Raw genomic sequence first — 15,257 nt, 5'->3', positions numbered from 1 at the left:
GAAGGACTTCTGTGAACGCAACGCAGCGTCGTACCGCGGCCATCCTCGCCGCGGCGGCCCTCGCCACCCCTCTGGTCCTCGCCTCTCCGGCCACCGCCGTGAAGGACCCCGCCGCCGCGCCCGCCCGGGACGCCGCGAAGCTGGCGAAGAAGCTGGTCCGGGAGACCACCGGCGCGGACGCCTTCAGGCACCTGCAGAAGTTCCAGGCGATAGCCGACTCGGCCGGCGGCCACCGCGCGGCCGGCTCCCTCGGCCACGACGCCTCGGCCGCGTACGTGTACGCGCAGCTCAAGAAGGCCGGGTACAACGTCTCGTACGAGAAGTTCGACTTCGTCTACACCGAGACCCTCGCCGAGAAGGCCTCCGTCCTCGGCGCCGCGCCCCGCGCGCTCGACGTCCGGGCGATGACCTACACCGAGTCCACCCCGGTCGGCGGCATCACCGCCGAGCTGGCCGCCGCCCCGCTCGACGCCGACGGTTCGGTCGGCTGCGAGCCGGGCGACTTCGCCGCCGGCGCCTTCACCGGCAAGATCGCCCTGATCAAGCGCGGTGTCTGCCCCTTCTCGACCAAGCAGCAGAACGCCGCCGCGGCCGGCGCCGTCGGCGCGATCGTCTACAACAACACCGCGGGCCTGCTCTCCGGCACCCTCGGCGCCGCCGACGCCGGCAAGATCCCGACCGCCGGCCTCTCCCAGGCCGAGGGCGAGCAGCTCGTCGCCGACCTCGCCAAGGGCCCGGTGAACCTCTCCTACGAGATCCGCCAGCTCAAGGAGAAGCGCTCCACCAACAACGTCATCGCGGAGACCAAGGGCGGCAACGCCGCCAACACCGTGATGCTCGGCTCGCACCTCGACTCCGTCACCGCGGGCCCCGGCATCAACGACAACGGCTCCGGCTCCGCCGGTCTCCTCCAGGCCGCCCTGGAGCTCGCCGAGTCGAAGGACAAGGTCCGCAACAAGGTCCGCTTCGCCTGGTGGTCCGCGGAGGAGAACGGCCTCCTCGGCTCCGACCACTACGTCGCCAACCTGACGGCGCTCGACAAGAAGGAGATCAAGCTCTACCTCAACTTCGACATGATCGCCTCGCCGAACTACGGCCTGTTCGTGTACGACGGCGACAACTCGGACGGCGTCGGCGAGGGCGCGGGCCCCGAGGGCTCCGCGCAGCTGGAGCGCGACATCACCGACTTCATGGACCGGCGCGGACTCCCGCACGAGGGCACCGACTTCAGCGGCCGCTCGGACTACGGCCCGTTCATCAAGGCCGGCATCCCCTCCGGCGGCACCTTCACCGGCGCCGAGGGCATCAAGACCCCCGCGCAGGCGGCCAAGTTCGGCGGTGAGGCGGGCGTCGCCTACGACGTGAACTACCACGCCGAGGGCGACGACATCACCAACGTCAACCGCGAGGCCTTCGACGCCAACATCGACGTCATCGCCAACGCCGTCGGCACCTACGCCCACGACATCTCCTCGCTGCGCCGGCCGGTCGTCTCCGCGCCGACCACGGGCGAGGGCAGCGACGGCGGTCTGCACGACGACCACCACGAGGTCACCCAGTAGGTCCCGCCCAGGGCCTCACCTGCGGCGGCGGGCCGTCCCGAAGATCGAGCGGCTGATCTCCCGGCCCAGCTGGGTGCCGATCGAGCGCGCCAGGGACGTGAACATCCCGCTGCCGACGACCTGTTCGACGAGCGAGGGCTCCTCTTCGGGGGCCCTCGCCCGTGTCGTTCCGGCCGCCTCCGACTCCGCCTTCGGCTTCGGCTTCGCGGCCCGGGCCGTGCGCGCCTCCTCGTCCGCCGCCAGGCGCTCGTACGCCGACTCCCGGTCCACCGCCTGCGCGTACCGTCCGTACAGCGGCGAGCCCTTCACCGCCGCGTCGAGCGCGGCCGGGTCGACCGGCCCCATCAGCGACTCGGGCGCCCGCAGCCGGGTCGCCGCCACCGGCGTCGGCGCGCCCCGCTCGCTCAGTACGGTGACCACCGCCTCGCCCGTACCGAGCGAGGTCAGCACCTCCTCCAGGTCGTACGCCGACTCCGGGAAGGTCCGCACCGTCGCCTTCAGGGCCTTGGCGTCGTCCGGGGTGAAGGCCCGCAGCGCGTGCTGCACCCGGTTGCCGAGCTGGGCGAGGACGTCCGCCGGCACGTCCTTCGGGGTCTGGGTCACGAAGAAGACGCCGACGCCCTTGGAGCGGATCAGCCGGACCGTCTGCGTGATCGACTCCAGGAAGGCCTTCGACGCCTCCTCGAAGAGGAGGTGGGCCTCGTCGAAGAAGAAGACCAGCTTCGGCTTCTCCAGGTCCCCGACCTCCGGCAGGTCGTGGAAGAGGTCCGCGAGCAGCCACATCAGGAAGGTCGAGAAGAGCTGCGGCTGCCGCTGCACGGCCGGCAGCTCCAGGACCGAGACGGTGCCCCGCCCGTCCGGCGCGGTCTTCAGGAACTCGGCGGTGTCGAACTCCGGCTCCCCGAAGAAGCCGCCCGCGCCCTGCTGCTCGAAGGCGGTCAGGGCGCGCAGGATGACCCCGGCGGTCACCGTCGACAGGCCGCCGATCCCCTTCAGCTCGGGCTTGCCGACGTCCGAGACGAGGAAGGCGACCACCGCGCGCAGGTCCTTGAGGTCCACCAGCTCCAGGCCCTTGGCGTCCGCGTAGTGGAAGATCAGGCCGAGGGACTGCTCCTGCGTCCGGTTCAGCTGGAGCACCTTGGAGAGCAGCACCGGGCCGAAGCTGGTGACCGTGGCGCGGACCGGGATGCCGGGGCCGAGGCCGCCGAGGCCGTAGAAGGCGCAGGGGAAGCCGGTGGGCGTCCACTCCTGGCCGACCTGCGCGGCCCGCTCCCGTACCTTCGCGCCGTCCTCGCCGGGGGCGCTGACGCCCGAGACGTCGCCCTTGACGTCGGCCAGGAAGACCGGGACGCCGTGGGCGGAGAGCTGTTCGGCGATCAGCTGGAGGGTCTTGGTCTTGCCGGTGCCGGTGGCGCCGGCGACGAGGCCGTGCCGGTTGAGGACGGGGAGCGGGATCCGTACCGGCGCGTCCGGGTGACAGGCCCCGTCCCAGAGCACGGCGCCCAGGTCGAGCGCGGGGCCCTCGAAGGCGTACCCGGCCGCGATCTCCGCGACGGGCCCGGGAAGCGCGGCCCGCCCGGGCGCGCCCGGCTCCGGCGCCGCGTGCTCCGGCGCCGCGTGCTCCGGCGCCGCGTGCTCCGGTGCGGCCCGCTCGGACGCGGTGCGCTCCGCCGTGGCGTGCTCCGCCCCGACCCGCTCGGGCGCGGCCGGCCCGGACTCCTGCTGCTCCGCCTCGCCCATGCGGCACCCCAATGTCGCTTATGTCGTGGTCTGTGACAGCATCCCATCGGTTCCGCGTGGCTGCGCCGGGCACCGCTCGCCCGGTAGGCTTTCCGTGTGATCTTCAAGCGCATCGGAAACGGCCGGCCGTATCCCGACCACGGCCGGGAAAGCACCCGGCAGTGGGCGGACGTCGCCCCGCGCCCGGTCCGCCTCGACCAGCTCGTCACCACCAAGGGCCAGCTGGACCTGGAGACCCTGCTCGCCGAGGACTCCACCTTCTACGGCGACCTCTTCGCGCACGTCGTGAAGTGGCAGGGCGACCTGTACCTCGAGGACGGACTGCACCGCGCCGTCCGCGCGGCCCTCCAGCAGCGCCAGGTGCTCCACGCGCGCGTGCTCGAACTGGACTGACGTCACCGCCGGGGACCCCGCGCGCTGATCCTTTCGGGGGCAGTTCGCGCCCATCCGGCCGTGATCACATGATCATCAAGTAGGCATCGCGCACGGGCGGCATTACGCTGCGCCCATGAGCATGCTCACTCCCCCCGGCATGGGCGGAAAGTACCGCATCACGGGGGATGTCTACCCGCGCATGCGCCGACCCCACCGCCGGCGCAGGATCGTCCTGGCCTCGGCCGCCGCGGTGGTCGTGCTCGGCGCGGCCGGCTGGGGCACGCTCCAGCTCGTCGACGTCTTCTCCGGCGGCGACGACACCCGGAAGAGCGCCGCCGGCAAGCAGGCCGACTGCAAGCCCGCGCCCACCCCGAGCGCCACGGCCGCGGCCAAGCCGCCGAAGCCCGCGCAGGTCACGGTGAACGTCTACAACGCGACCCCGCGCAAGGGGCTCGCCAAGGCCACCGCCGACGAGCTCAAGAAGCGCGGCTTCGCCATCGGCAAGATCGGGAACGCGCCCGCCGCCTACGACAAGAAGGTCCCCGGCGCCGGACTGCTGCTCGGCGCCCCGGCCGCCACCAAGGGCGCCTTCGCCGTCCTCGGCACCCAGCTCGCCGGCGCCACGACGAAGGTCGACGCCCGCACCACGGCGGACGTCGACCTGATCATCGGTACGGCCTTCAAGACCCTGTCGCCCAAGGCGACGGCGGACGCGGCGCTCGTGGCCCTCGCCAAGCCGAAGCCCGCACCGACCCGCTGCTGAAGCGTGAGGCGCCGCTGAACCCCGAAGGGCCTACTCGGCGGCGCCGTACATGCGGTCACCGGCGTCGCCCAGGCCCGGGACGATGTAGCCGGCCTCGTTGAGCCGCTCGTCGACCGAGGCCGTCACGACCGTCACCGGCGTGCCGGCGAGCTCGCGCTCCATGACCTCGACGCCCTCCGGGGCGGCGAGGAGCACCACGGCCGTCACGTCGTCCGCGCCGCGCCGGATGAGCTCCTGGATCGCCGCGACCAGCGTGCCGCCGGTCGCCAGCATCGGGTCCAGCACGTACACCTGGCGGCCCGAGAGGTCCTCCGGCATCCGGGTGGCGTAGGTCGACGCCTCCAGCGTCTCCTCGTTCCGGATCATGCCCAGGAAGCCGACCTCGGCCGTCGGGAGCAGCCGCACCATGCCGTCGAGCATGCCGAGACCGGCGCGCAGGATCGGGACGACCAGCGGACGCGGGTACGACAGCTTCACGCCGCTCGTCGGCGTGACGGGGGTCTCGATGTCGACCCGCTCGGTCCGCACGTCCCTGGTCGCCTCGTAGGCGAGCAGGGTGACCAGCTCGTCGGCGAGCCGGCGGAAGGTCGGGGAGTCCGTGCGCTTGTCGCGCAGGGTGGTGAGCTTGTGGGCGACCAGCGGGTGATCGACGACGTGGAGACGCATGACCCAACAGTAGCCCGCCGCGCACTGGCACCGACCCACGCCGCTGCGGCAAGGTGGGAGCACAGGGACCCAGTGATGGGGTGGTGTGGCCGATGCCCGACCCGAAGAACACATCCGGCCAGGTCCGGGGCGACACGGAGCCCCGGACGCCGGAACCGCAGCCGGAGACCGACGCGGAGCGCCGCAGGCGCCGCGCCCAGTTCCTCCGCGAGCTCGGCGAGGCGAAGGCGCTGCGCGACCGGGTCCAGCCCCGGCGCGCCCGGGCGGCCCGGATGAGACAGGCGATGCGCATGCGCACCTTCCGTTGGTGAGGCCCTGGCCACGGTCGGCGCGCCCCCTCCGCGCGCCGGGGTCGTACGCCCACCCGAACGCGGTGTGGTTCAGACTGATGCACGACGCAAGAGCCGAAGACCTCTCCTGAGGCCGTCGTTTCTGTCACGATGCCGATTGGGCGGGGCTCAGGAGCGCGCCGCCGGATCATCACACCTCTGATCAGTGGGAGAGTCAGGTGTACTTCGCCGCACTGCTCGCGCGCACCGAAGACGGGTGGGAAGCGAGCGATACGGAGCTCGACGACGTGGAGACGCTGGCGGACCTGGCCGATCTGGCCCGTGAGGCGGCGGCCGACGAGGGGGAGACCGTCCTCGTCTTCATCGAGCAGGAGGACGCGTGGTTCGGCGTCGTCCGCGTCGACGGAGAGGACGACCCCCGGGTCTACGTCTCCCACGCGGCGGCCGCGGCCCGCTCCTCGTACGGGGAGATCCTCACCTCGGAACTGCTCGGCGACGACGACCCGGACAGCGAGCTGGACGAGCTCGACAAGCTCGCGGACCTGGACGGCACCGAGGACGGTGAGCCGGAGCACGCCGCCGGAGGGGACGAGGACGACGCCTCCGCCGGCAGCGCCGGCATCGCGCCGGCCGGTCCGCTCGGCGACGGCCGGATCCTCGCCGACCTCGGCATGCCGGAGCGGACCCTGCTCGGACTGACCGAGGACGCCCTCGGGGAGATCGCCGACGCCATCGGCGCCTCCGAGATCCTGGAGGCCGTCCGCTAGTGCCGACCGCGGTACCCGGCCCCGTGCCGGACTCCTGGCGGGACGCCATGCGTCTCGCCCTCGCCGAGGCCGACGCGGCCGTGCCGGCCGGTGACGTACCGGTCGGCGCGGTCGTGCTCTCCCCGTCCGGCGAGGTCCTCTCCCGCGGCCACAACGAGCGGGAGGCGACCGGCGATCCGACCGCCCACGCCGAACTCCTGGCGCTGCGCCGGGCCGCCGCCGCCACCGGCGAGTGGCGGCTGACCGGCTGCACCCTCGTGGTGACCCTGGAGCCCTGCGTGATGTGCGCGGGCGCGCTCGTCCAGTCCCGCGTCGAACGGGTCGTCTACGGCGCCGACGACGAGAAGGCGGGCGCCGCCGGCTCCCTCTGGGACCTCGTCCGCGACCGCCGCCTCAACCACCGCCCGGAGGTCGTCCGCGGGGTCCTCGGCGAGGAGTGCGCCGAGCTGCTGACCGCCTTCTTCCGTGCCCGCTGACCTGCGCGGGGATACGGATTTCTTGGCTGGGCGACTTTGGGCTAAGCTCTCTCTCGGTAGCGTGTCCGAGCGGCCGAAGGAGCTCGCCTCGAAAGCGAGTGTGGGGAAACTCACCGAGGGTTCAAATCCCTCCGCTACCGCCAGATCGAAGGGCCCGACGCGAAAGCGCCGGGCCCTTCGGCGTTCCCCGTGCCACGCCGCCGGACCGCGCGGGGGACACGACGAAGGGCCCTGGCGCACCGCCAGGGCCCTTCGTCGTGCCGCCCACGTCCCGCCCCGACGTTGGGACGGGGGGAGCGGCATCGGGGGGACAAGCCGCTCCCCCCGATGAGAACCGGTCCGGCAAGCCCTGCGCCGCAGTCAGGGGGGAAGCTCGCGGCGCGGACCCCGCAGTGCGGGCCGGTTCCATGTGCCCCGCGGATTCCTGCCAGATCCGCCGGGCTCGACATCCATCCTGCTCCCCGTACCCCCTTCCGGGGGACGGCGAAAGACCCCGAACGCAGGGCCCTTGGTCCATAAAGGCTCGGTTAGAGTGGCGACCGCCCAGGCGGGGTCACGGTACGGGGAGGGGAGGGGCCGATGTCCCAGGCGAGGAAAGTCGCGGTCTACGCGTTCGGGGTCTTCGTGCTGTACGCGATCATCACGGCCCCCGACCGGTCCGCCGAGCTGGTCCAGATAGGCTTCGAAGGCCTTTCCAGCGCCGCCAAGGGTGTCGGAGAGTTCATGACCGAACTCATCAACTAGGAGCCCTCCGTGATCCGCCATCTGGTCCTCTTCAAGCTCGACGAGGGTGTCGGGCGGGACGATCCGCGCGTCGTCGCCGGCGTCGAGGCCTTCCGCGCCCTCGGCGGGCAGATCCCCGAGCTGCGCTTCTGGGAGTGCGACTGGAACGTGTCGGAGCGGCCGATCGCCTACGACTTCGCGATCAACTCGGCCGTGGAGGACCTGGAGGCGCTCCAGCGCTACCTCGACCACCCGGCGCACCAGGCGGGCGTCGCACTCTGGCGCGAGTTCTCCACCTGGGTGATCGCGGACTACCCCTTCGAGGGCTGATCCCCGGGCACGGCCGCGCCCCGGCTCGTCCCGGGCCGCCGCAGGGCCGTTCGGCCCCCTTCCCCTTCGAGACCCCCCGCCGTCCGGGCGGGGGGTCTCGCGCGTTTCCGCCCATCACGCCTCTGGCCTCCGCTTTTTGCTCCACCATGCCCTCAACACGTGGTTATGCGGTGCTTGCACACAGTGGACATGTCTTGTGATGCTATGACCGCTTTTGACGGATGAGTTGACCGTAGTTGACAGACCAGTCGACCAACTACACCAGCCAAAGGGGTGGCGTGAACGTGCCGGCCAGTACAGCGCCTCAGGTCCCGCCCCAGCACGAGGGGGGCGAAGCCCCGGAGACCCCCCGGCCCCGGGACCGGAGCAGCCGCGGCGCCGACACCAGGGCGCTCACCCAGGTGCTCTTCGGGCAGCTCAAGACCATGGAGCCGGGCACCCCCGAGCACGACCGGGTGCGCGGGGCGCTCATCGAGGCCAACCTGCCGCTCGTGCGGTACGCGGCGGCCCGCTTCCGCTCGCGCAACGAGCCGATGGAGGACGTCGTCCAGGTCGGCACCATCGGCCTGATCAACGCGATCGACCGCTTCGACCCGGACCGGGGCGTGCAGTTCCCGACCTTCGCCATGCCCACCGTGGTCGGCGAGATCAAGCGGTACTTCCGCGACAACGTCCGCACCGTGCACGTGCCGCGCCGGCTCCACGAGCTGTGGGTGCAGGTGAACGGCGCCACCGAGGACCTGACGACCGCGCACGGCCGCTCCCCCACCACCGCGGAGATCGCCGAGCGGCTGCGGATCGGCGAGGACGAGGTGCTCGCCTGCATCGAGGCCGGACGGTCGTACCACGCCACCTCCCTGGAGGCGGCGCAGGAGGGCGACGGGCTGCCCGGGCTGCTCGACCGGCTCGGCTACGAGGACCCCGCGCTCGCCGGCGTCGAGCACCGCGACCTGGTCCGGCACCTGCTCGTCCAGCTGCCCGAGCGGGAGCAGCGGATCCTGATGCTGCGCTACTACAGCAACTTGACGCAGTCTCAGATCAGCCAGGAGCTCGGGGTCTCGCAGATGCACGTGTCAAGGCTCCTCGCCCGCAGCTTCGCCCGGCTGAGATCCGCAAACAGAATCGAGGCATGACCGGAACGGGTAGACCGGTTCGGAGCGGTTCCACGGCGCCCCAATTGCCGTACACCCCTTGTTTCCTGCGGATATGCACCCTCTCCTTGTCGACAAGTCACTACAGCGTGTTGCCGACATGTGACATTCTGCTGGGGACGCGTTTGCCGCAGCCCCACGGCCGGTATTGAGGTGGAAGCTGCGTTCCTCCGATGGTCGCGGCCCCACCGCGACCGTCCGCGACCTCAAGGGGGTGGCATGTCCGCAGAACAGGGCAGCTCGAAGGTGCTCACGCTCACGCCCGTTCCGGTCCTCGTGTCCGAGCCGGTACCCACGCAGACGACGGCGACGACCGCGGCCGAGAGCGAAGCGCTCCTCCCCCCGGCGCCCGCCGTCGCCCCGGAAGCCCTCGACACCCGCACCCTCTCCCGCTCCCTGTTCCTGCGGCTGCGCGCCCTGGACACCGTGGGCGCCGCGGCGGACAGCCCGGAGCGCACCTACGTCCGCGACACCCTCATCGAGCTGAACCTCCCGCTCGTGCGGTACGCGGCGGCCCGCTTCCGCTCGCGCAACGAGCCGATGGAGGACATCGTCCAGGTCGGCACCATCGGCCTGATCAAGGCGATCGACCGCTTCGACTGCGAACGGGGCGTGGAGTTCCCGACGTTCGCCATGCCGACGGTCGTCGGCGAGATCAAGCGCTTCTTCCGCGACACCTCGTGGTCGGTGCGCGTCCCGCGGCGGCTCCAGGAGCTGCGGCTCGCGCTCACCAAGGCCAGCGACGAGCTCGCCCAGAAGCTCGACCGCTCGCCGACCGTGCCCGAACTCGCCGCCGTGCTCGGGGTGTCGGAGGAGGACGTCGTCGACGGCCTCGCGGTGGGCAACGCCTACACCGCCTCCTCGCTCGACTCCCCGTCCCCGGAGGACGACGGCGGCGAGGGCTCCCTCGCGGACCGCCTCGGCTACGAGGACGCGGCCCTGGAGGGCGTCGAGTACCGCGAGTCGCTGAAGCCGCTGCTCGCCAAACTCCCGCCCCGGGAGCGGCAGATCATCATGCTCCGCTTCTTCGCGAACATGACCCAGTCGCAGATCGGCGAGGAGGTCGGCATCTCACAGATGCACGTCTCGCGCCTGCTCACCCGCACGCTCGCGCAGCTCCGCGAGGGCCTGATCTCCGACTGAGCCTCCGGCCGACTTCCGCGAATCCGCCTCTTGTTGACGTGATGTCAGCCACACTGGGGCGCATGAGCCGCAGGAAGCAGCCGGTACTCGTGGCGGTGGCGCTCTGCCTCGGCGGAGCGCTCACCGCGTGCGGAGGCGGAGGAGACGGCGAGGGATTCACGGCGGTCGGCGCCGGCCCCTCGCCCGGCGGCGCGGTCGCCCCCTCGGGCGCGGTCACCCTGGTCCCGCTGGACAGCCCCACGGCGAGCGGCACCACCTCCAGCACCTCCTCCCCGCCCCCGGCGCCGGACGCACCGCCGGACGGACCGGGGCCGTCACCGTCGCCGTCCGCGTCGGCCGGCAACGGCACGGGGACGGGCACCGGCACGGGTACGGGCACCGGCTCCTCCGGGTCCGGGTCCGCTTCCGGGGGGCGTACGGAACCGGGGGCGCCGCCCGGCGGGGACTCGTCCGGCGGGGGCTCCTCGTCCGGCGGGACGCCGGCCCCGCCGCGTACCCCCGGCACCACCCCCGGCACCACCCCCGGCACCACCGCCGCGCCGACCACCTCCCCCGCGCCCACCACCGCCTCGCCCCGGCCCTCCACGCCGACGCCCGCGCCCGGGCCCGCCGTGCTCACGGTCTCCGCGCCGGTCACCGCCGACGGCGAGCGGCGCTGGTGCGAGCGGGTCACGGTGACCTTCCGGAACACCGGCGGCTCCCCCGCCACCTCCGGCACCGCCGCCTTCGAGACCCACGTCATCGGCGCGCTCGGCGTCGACTGGGGCACGGTCACGACCACCCAGCCGCTGCCGGCCCCGATCGCCCCCGGGGCGGCGCGCAAGCAGACGTACACGGTCTGCCTGGAGTCCTGGCGGGTGCCGCTCGGCATGCGCGTCGAGACCCGCGAGGTGACCGCTACCTGGCGGTGAGCCCGTACCGGACGCCCGTCAGCTCCTCGGAGAGGTCCCAGAGGCGGCGGCCCGTCTCCGGGTCGGCCGCCGTGGCGGAGGGTTCCACCCGGGTCGGGTGGCCGCGGAGCTCGCCGAGGCCGTCCGGGCCGATGAAGTCGCCGCCGGCCGCGTCCGGGGCGGTCGCCGCGTACAGCTGGGGCAGGACGCCGCGCTCCGGGCGCTGGGCGAGCAGCGGGTTGCCGATCCGGCTGTAGAAGAACCGGGAGAAGCCGGTGATGTCCCGGGTCTGGAGGCCGGTCGCGGTGTAGCCGGGGTGGGCGAGGACGCTGCGGACCCGGCTGCCGGCGGCGGTGAGCCGACGGTGCAGCTCGTGGCCGAAGACCGCGTTGGCCAGCTTCGACCGGCTGTAGAAGGCCATCGGGGCGTAGTCGCGCGCGCCGGTGAGGGCGGCGGGGTCGGCGGGGGCGTCGAGGGGGAGGGTGCCCTGCCGGTGCATCAGCGAGCTGACCGTGACCACCCGGCCGTCGGCCGGCAGGAGGTCGAGCAGCAGGCCGGTGAGGGCGAAGTGGCCGAGGTGGTTGGCGGCGAACTGGAGCTCGTGGCCCTGGGCGCTGAGCGTGCGGGGCGGGCCCATGACGCCCGCGTTGTTCACGAGGACGTCGAGGCGCGGATGGTCGGCGCGCAGGCCCTCGGCGAAGGCGCGCACCGAGTCGAGGTCGGCGAGGTCGATCCGGCGGACGGTCAGGAGGTCCGGGGAGACGCCGTCGGCGGTGAGCGCGGCGACGGTCCGCCGGCCCTTCTCCTCGTCCCGTACGGCGAGGATCACCCGGCCGCCCCGCAGGGCGAGGGCGCGGGTGGTGGCGAGGCCGAGGCCGCTGGTGGCCCCGGTGACGACGTGGATCCGGCCGGTGAGGTCGGGGATGGCGTCGGCGGTCCAGTGCGGGGTGCGCGTACGACTCATGCGACACACATTGCCGCGCGTGTCACTCGGTGTCAAACATGTCGGGTGATGTCATGGGCGTCACCGCGTTAGCATCGGTCGGGTGAGCACCCCACCCGCGTCCCGCACCCCGGCCACGGCCCCCGGCGCCCCGGCGCCCGCCGGTCCCGCCCCGCGCGCCTCGACGCTCGCCCAGCGCAAGCGGCAGCTCGTCGCCACCGAGCTGACCGAGACCGCGCTCCAGCTCTTCGCGCACAAGGGCTTCGAGGCCGTCACCGTCGACGAGGTCGCGACCGCCGCCGGGGTCTCGAAGCGGACCTTCTTCCGCTACTTCGCCTCCAAGGAGGACGTGGTCGTCCAGTTCCTGGCCGGGATGGGCGCCGACATGCGGGCGGCGCTGGCCGCCCGGCCGGCCGGGGAGCGGCCCTCGGCCGCGCTGCTGCACGCGGTCTCCGTGCCGCTCGCCGCCTGCGGCGACCACCCCGAGCGGACCCTCCCCGTGGTCCGGCTGATCCTGGGGACGCCCGCGCTGCTCGCCCGCCTCCTGGAGCACGAGGCCGGCTGGCGGGAGGAGCTCGCCGAGGAGCTGGCGGCCCGGCTCGGGCTCGACCCGGCCGGCCTGTACCCGCCGCTCGCGGCCGGTATGGCGCTCACCGCCTTCGAGACGGTGCTCTGCCGGTGGAGCGAGGACGCGGGGAGCGGGAGCGGGAGCGGGGAGAGCCGGGGCGCGGGGAGCGGCGGGGGCCGGGGCGCCGATCCGCTCGCGCTCATCACCGAGGCCTTCGGGATGCTCGCCCCGGCGCTGGACGCCGTACAGGGGTGAGGAACGACGGAGGGGGCCGGTCCCGTACGGATACGGAACCGGCCCCCTGCGTCGTACCGGGGGAACGCGGGTCAGGAGACGGCGAGCCAGACGACCGCCGCGACGACCACGATCGCGCCGATCACGCCGGCGATCACGCCGAGGCGCGGGCCGCCCGCCGAGACGGCCGCGGCCTGCTGCGGCTGGTGCTGGGGGCCCTCGTCGACGAAGGCGCGGAACATCTGGGTGCTGCCGGCGGGGTCGTAGCCCTCGGGGCCCTGGGCGCCCTGGCCGTACGGTGCTTGCGGGTTGTGTGCCATGGGCCAGGACCCTAGCGAAAGCGGGGTGAAGGGCCCAAGCCCCGGCACCCCGCCGCACCCCGACCTCCACCTCGCCTCCGCTTTGCCGATTCTTTAGCACCGTTTGACCGATTTAGTTTGCCTGAAGCAACCATCCATCTCTATGGTTGCCCTAAGCAACAAGTTGGAAGGGGTGCGGTCTCGTGGAGCGTCTCGCGGAGCCGAGCGGCAGCCGCTACGAGGATCTCGCCCGCGCCATCAGCGCGATCGGGGCCGTGAAGCGCGGCGTCGCCCGCGTCCTGCCCGGCGACTGCCAGGGCGGCGCCGCCGCCGTCCTCGCCATGCTCAAGCACCACGGGTCCATGCGGACCAGCCGGCTGGCCGAGCTGATGGCCGTGGACATGTCCGTCTGCAGCCGCCACGTCGCGCACACCGTAGCGCGCGGCTGGGTCGAGCGGCTGCCCGACCCCGACGACGGGCGCTCCCGCATCCTGCGGCTGAGCCCCGAAGGCTTCGCGATGCTCACCGAGCTCGACCGCCGGGTGACCGAAGCCTTCACCCACTACCTCGCGGAGTGGTCCGACGACGACGTCGCACTGCTCACCACCCTGCTCGCCCGACTCCGCGACTCCTTCGGGGACTGCCGGGCCACCCACGCCTGACCACGCCGACCGCGCGTGAGCCTGCCCGACCACCCTGACCACGCTCGCAACCAGAGGAATCCCACTTCATGGCTACGACCACACCCGACACCGGTGTGCGGGGCGCCCCGGCCGCCGAGACCGGAGGCCCCGCGGCTCCGATGACGCACCGTCAGATCATGGAGGCGCTCTCCGGGCTGCTGCTCGGCATGTTCGTCGCCATCCTCTCCTCGACGATCGTCTCCAACGCCCTCCCGCAGATCATCACCGACCTGGAGGGCGGCCAGTCCGCCTACACCTGGGTCGTCACCGCGACCCTGCTGTCGATGACCGCCACCACCCCGCTCTGGGGCAAGCTGGCCGACCTCTTCTCCAAGAAGCTGCTCATCCAGATAGCCCTGACCATCTACGTCGCGGGCTCGGTCGTCGCGGGCCTCTCCCAGTCCACCGGCATGCTGATCGCCTGCCGCGTGATCCAGGGCATCGGCGTCGGCGGTCTCACCGCCCTCTCCCAGGTCATCCTCGCCGCGATGATCGCCCCCCGTGAGCGCGGCCGCTACAGCGGCTACCTCGGCGCGGTCTTCGCCGTCGCCACCGTCGGCGGCCCGCTGCTCGGCGGCGTCATCACCGACACCGAGTGGCTCGGCTGGCGCTGGTGCTTCTACGTCGGCGTGCCGTTCGCGCTGCTCGCCCTGGTCGTCCTCCAGAAGACCCTCAAGCTGCCGGTCGTGAAGCGCGAGGTCAAGGTCGACTGGGCCGGCGCCTTCTTCATCAGCGCCGCCGTCTCCCTGCTCCTCGTCTGGGTCACCTTCGCCGGCGACAAGTACGACTGGATGTCCTGGCAGACCGCCGCCATGGTCGGCGGATCGGTCCTGCTCGGCGCGCTCTTCGTGCTCGTCGAGTCCAAGGCCTCCGAGCCGATCATCCCGCTGCGGCTCTTCCGCAACCGGACCATCACGCTCGCCTCGCTCGCCTCGCTCTTCGTCGGCGTCGCGATGTTCGCCGGCACGGTCTTCTTCAGCCAGTACTTCCAGCTGGCCCGCAACGAGTCGCCGACCATGTCCGGCGTCCTCACCATCCCGATGATCGCCGGCCTCTTCGTCTCCTCGACGGCCTCCGGCCTGATCATCACCAAGACCGGCCGCTGGAAGGCCTGGCTGATCAGCGGCGGCGCGCTCGCCGCAGCGGGCCTCGGCCTCCTCGGCACCCTGCGGTACGACACCCCGTACTGGCACATCGCCCTCTTCATGGCGGTGCTCGGCCTGGGCATCGGCATGATGATGCAGAACCTGGTGCTCTGCACGCAGAACCAGGTCGCCCCCGCCGACCTCGGCGCCGCCTCCTCCGTCGTCACCTTCTTCCGCTCCCTCGGCGGCGCGATCGGCGTCTCGGCGCTCGGCGCGGTCATGGCCCACCGGGTCACGGACTACGTGAAGGAGGGCATCGCGGAGCTCGGCCCGAAGGCCGCGGCTGCGATGGGCCAGGGCGGCCCCGGCGGCGCCATCCCCGACATGGACACGCTGCCCGCCCCGATCCGCACCGTCTTCGAGAGCGCGTACGGACACGGCGTCGGCGACGTCTTCCTCTACGCGGCGCCGTTCGCGCTGCTCGCCTTCCTGGTGACGCTCTTCATCAAGGAGGTCGCGCTGAAGAGCAGCACGGTCACGCCCGAGGAGGCGTAACAGGCTCCCGGCCG

Annotated in this window: 18 protein-coding genes and 1 tRNA gene; 15 read left to right on the top strand and 4 right to left on the bottom strand. The window is 72.5% G+C overall.

Features of this window, described 5'->3' with window-relative positions; translation table 11 throughout:
* Nucleotides 1–11 precede the first annotated feature (11 nt).
* Nucleotides 12–1,562, top strand: a complete 1,551-nt coding sequence (locus ABZ621_RS15260) for a M28 family metallopeptidase (RefSeq protein ID WP_360604476.1) — start codon at nt 12–14, stop codon at nt 1,560–1,562.
* A 15-nt stretch (nt 1,563–1,577) separates the two neighbouring features.
* Here the strand turns inward: ABZ621_RS15260 and ABZ621_RS15255 are convergent, their stop codons facing one another.
* Nucleotides 1,578–3,302: a helicase HerA-like domain-containing protein gene (locus ABZ621_RS15255; RefSeq protein ID WP_360604474.1), complete on the bottom strand. Its 1,725-nt coding sequence runs from the start codon at nt 3,300–3,302 to the stop codon at nt 1,578–1,580.
* 96 nt (nt 3,303–3,398) lie between these two features.
* Between ABZ621_RS15255 and ABZ621_RS15250 the strand changes: the two genes are divergently transcribed.
* Together ABZ621_RS15250 and ABZ621_RS15245 are read left to right on the top strand one after the other, a co-directional pair.
* A complete protein-coding gene (locus tag ABZ621_RS15250) occupies nt 3,399–3,695 on the top strand; it encodes a type II toxin-antitoxin system VapB family antitoxin (RefSeq protein ID WP_003999914.1) in 297 nt (98 codons plus the stop codon).
* Between the two features lie 115 nt (nt 3,696–3,810).
* The gene (locus tag ABZ621_RS15245; protein ID WP_360604473.1) at nt 3,811–4,440 is read left to right on the top strand and encodes a LytR C-terminal domain-containing protein; all 630 of its coding nucleotides are present in this window, start codon (nt 3,811–3,813) and stop codon (nt 4,438–4,440) included.
* 30 nt (nt 4,441–4,470) lie between these two features.
* Here ABZ621_RS15245 and upp read toward each other — a convergent pair whose 3' ends face one another.
* Nucleotides 4,471–5,106 (bottom strand): uracil phosphoribosyltransferase, encoded by a 636-nt coding sequence (gene upp / locus ABZ621_RS15240; RefSeq protein ID WP_360604471.1) that lies wholly within the window; start codon nt 5,104–5,106, stop codon nt 4,471–4,473.
* A 92-nt stretch (nt 5,107–5,198) separates the two neighbouring features.
* Here upp and ABZ621_RS15235 point away from each other — a divergent pair, with 92 nt between their 5' ends.
* The 9 genes from ABZ621_RS15235 to ABZ621_RS15195 all read left to right on the top strand — a co-directional run bounded on the left by ABZ621_RS15235 (nt 5,199) and on the right by ABZ621_RS15195 (nt 10,897).
* The gene (locus tag ABZ621_RS15235) at nt 5,199–5,417 is read left to right on the top strand and encodes a hypothetical protein (protein ID WP_360604469.1); all 219 of its coding nucleotides are present in this window, start codon (nt 5,199–5,201) and stop codon (nt 5,415–5,417) included.
* Nucleotides 5,418–5,614: 197 nt separating this feature from the next.
* On the top strand, nt 5,615–6,163 hold the full coding sequence (locus ABZ621_RS15230) for a hypothetical protein (protein ID WP_360604467.1): 549 nt from the start codon (nt 5,615–5,617) through the stop codon (nt 6,161–6,163).
* A complete protein-coding gene (gene tadA / locus ABZ621_RS15225; protein WP_360604465.1) occupies nt 6,163–6,639 on the top strand; it encodes a tRNA adenosine(34) deaminase TadA in 477 nt (158 codons plus the stop codon). The genes ABZ621_RS15230 and tadA overlap by 1 nt, the downstream gene beginning before the upstream one ends.
* A 55-nt stretch (nt 6,640–6,694) precedes the next feature.
* Nucleotides 6,695–6,782 (top strand) — tRNA-Ser (locus tag ABZ621_RS15220).
* Nucleotides 6,783–7,218: 436 nt separating this feature from the next.
* Nucleotides 7,219–7,383 carry a hypothetical protein gene (locus ABZ621_RS15215; protein WP_360604463.1) on the top strand — a complete coding sequence of 55 codons (165 nt, stop codon included), beginning with the start codon at nt 7,219–7,221 and terminating at the stop codon, nt 7,381–7,383.
* A gap of 9 nt (nt 7,384–7,392) precedes the next feature.
* Nucleotides 7,393–7,692, top strand: coding sequence for a Dabb family protein (locus tag ABZ621_RS15210; protein ID WP_360604461.1), 300 nt, complete (start codon nt 7,393–7,395; stop codon nt 7,690–7,692).
* 284 nt (nt 7,693–7,976) lie between these two features.
* Nucleotides 7,977–8,825 carry an RNA polymerase sigma factor SigF gene (locus ABZ621_RS15205; RefSeq protein ID WP_360604459.1) on the top strand — a complete coding sequence of 283 codons (849 nt, stop codon included), beginning with the start codon at nt 7,977–7,979 and terminating at the stop codon, nt 8,823–8,825.
* Between the two features lie 237 nt (nt 8,826–9,062).
* On the top strand, nt 9,063–9,986 hold the full coding sequence (locus tag ABZ621_RS15200; RefSeq protein WP_360604457.1) for an RNA polymerase sigma factor SigF: 924 nt from the start codon (nt 9,063–9,065) through the stop codon (nt 9,984–9,986).
* Nucleotides 9,987–10,048: 62 nt separating this feature from the next.
* Nucleotides 10,049–10,897 carry a hypothetical protein gene (locus ABZ621_RS15195; protein WP_360604456.1) on the top strand — a complete coding sequence of 283 codons (849 nt, stop codon included), beginning with the start codon at nt 10,049–10,051 and terminating at the stop codon, nt 10,895–10,897.
* Here ABZ621_RS15195 and ABZ621_RS15190 read toward each other — a convergent pair.
* The gene (locus tag ABZ621_RS15190; protein WP_360604454.1) at nt 10,884–11,840 is read right to left on the bottom strand and encodes an oxidoreductase; all 957 of its coding nucleotides are present in this window, start codon (nt 11,838–11,840) and stop codon (nt 10,884–10,886) included. The genes ABZ621_RS15195 and ABZ621_RS15190 overlap by 14 nt on opposite strands.
* Nucleotides 11,841–12,042: 202 nt before the next feature.
* Here ABZ621_RS15190 and ABZ621_RS15185 point away from each other — a divergent pair, with 202 nt between their 5' ends.
* Nucleotides 12,043–12,642 (top strand): TetR family transcriptional regulator, encoded by a 600-nt coding sequence (locus ABZ621_RS15185; RefSeq protein ID WP_360604683.1) that lies wholly within the window; start codon nt 12,043–12,045, stop codon nt 12,640–12,642.
* A 71-nt stretch (nt 12,643–12,713) separates the two neighbouring features.
* Here ABZ621_RS15185 and ABZ621_RS15180 read toward each other — a convergent pair whose 3' ends face one another.
* Nucleotides 12,714–12,941 (bottom strand): hypothetical protein, encoded by a 228-nt coding sequence (locus tag ABZ621_RS15180; protein WP_360604452.1) that lies wholly within the window; start codon nt 12,939–12,941, stop codon nt 12,714–12,716.
* Between the two features lie 182 nt (nt 12,942–13,123).
* On the opposite strand from ABZ621_RS15180, the gene ABZ621_RS15175 reads away from it, so the two are divergent.
* Nucleotides 13,124–13,582 (top strand): MarR family transcriptional regulator, encoded by a 459-nt coding sequence (locus ABZ621_RS15175; protein WP_360604450.1) that lies wholly within the window; start codon nt 13,124–13,126, stop codon nt 13,580–13,582.
* Nucleotides 13,583–13,650: 68 nt separating this feature from the next.
* Nucleotides 13,651–15,243, top strand: coding sequence for an MDR family MFS transporter (locus ABZ621_RS15170; protein ID WP_360604448.1), 1,593 nt, complete (start codon nt 13,651–13,653; stop codon nt 15,241–15,243).
* Nucleotides 15,244–15,257 lie beyond the last annotated feature (14 nt).

Source organism: Streptomyces sp. NPDC007863 (assembly GCF_040633895.1).
Classification (GTDB): Bacteria; Actinomycetota; Actinomycetes; order Streptomycetales; family Streptomycetaceae; genus Streptomyces.
This window is presented reverse-complemented; position numbering and strand designations above follow the sequence as displayed.

What these genes read in the sequence shown, in the direction of transcription:
- ABZ621_RS15170 (WP_360604448.1), top strand. Translation starts at nt 13,651, where the DNA reads ATGGCTACGACCACACCCGACACCGGTGTGCGGGGCGCCCCGGCCGCC.
- ABZ621_RS15180 (WP_360604452.1), bottom strand. Translation starts at nt 12,941, where the DNA reads ATGGCACACAACCCGCAAGCACCGTACGGCCAGGGCGCCCAGGGCCCC.
- ABZ621_RS15255 (WP_360604474.1), bottom strand. Translation starts at nt 3,302, where the DNA reads ATGGGCGAGGCGGAGCAGCAGGAGTCCGGGCCGGCCGCGCCCGAGCGG.
- ABZ621_RS15195 (WP_360604456.1), top strand. Translation starts at nt 10,049, where the DNA reads ATGAGCCGCAGGAAGCAGCCGGTACTCGTGGCGGTGGCGCTCTGCCTC.
- upp (WP_360604471.1), bottom strand. Translation starts at nt 5,106, where the DNA reads ATGCGTCTCCACGTCGTCGATCACCCGCTGGTCGCCCACAAGCTCACC.
- ABZ621_RS15190 (WP_360604454.1), bottom strand. Translation starts at nt 11,840, where the DNA reads ATGAGTCGTACGCGCACCCCGCACTGGACCGCCGACGCCATCCCCGAC.
- ABZ621_RS15235 (WP_360604469.1), top strand. Translation starts at nt 5,199, where the DNA reads ATGCCCGACCCGAAGAACACATCCGGCCAGGTCCGGGGCGACACGGAG.
- ABZ621_RS15245 (WP_360604473.1), top strand. Translation starts at nt 3,811, where the DNA reads ATGAGCATGCTCACTCCCCCCGGCATGGGCGGAAAGTACCGCATCACG.
- ABZ621_RS15215 (WP_360604463.1), top strand. Translation starts at nt 7,219, where the DNA reads ATGTCCCAGGCGAGGAAAGTCGCGGTCTACGCGTTCGGGGTCTTCGTG.
- ABZ621_RS15200 (WP_360604457.1), top strand. Translation starts at nt 9,063, where the DNA reads ATGTCCGCAGAACAGGGCAGCTCGAAGGTGCTCACGCTCACGCCCGTT.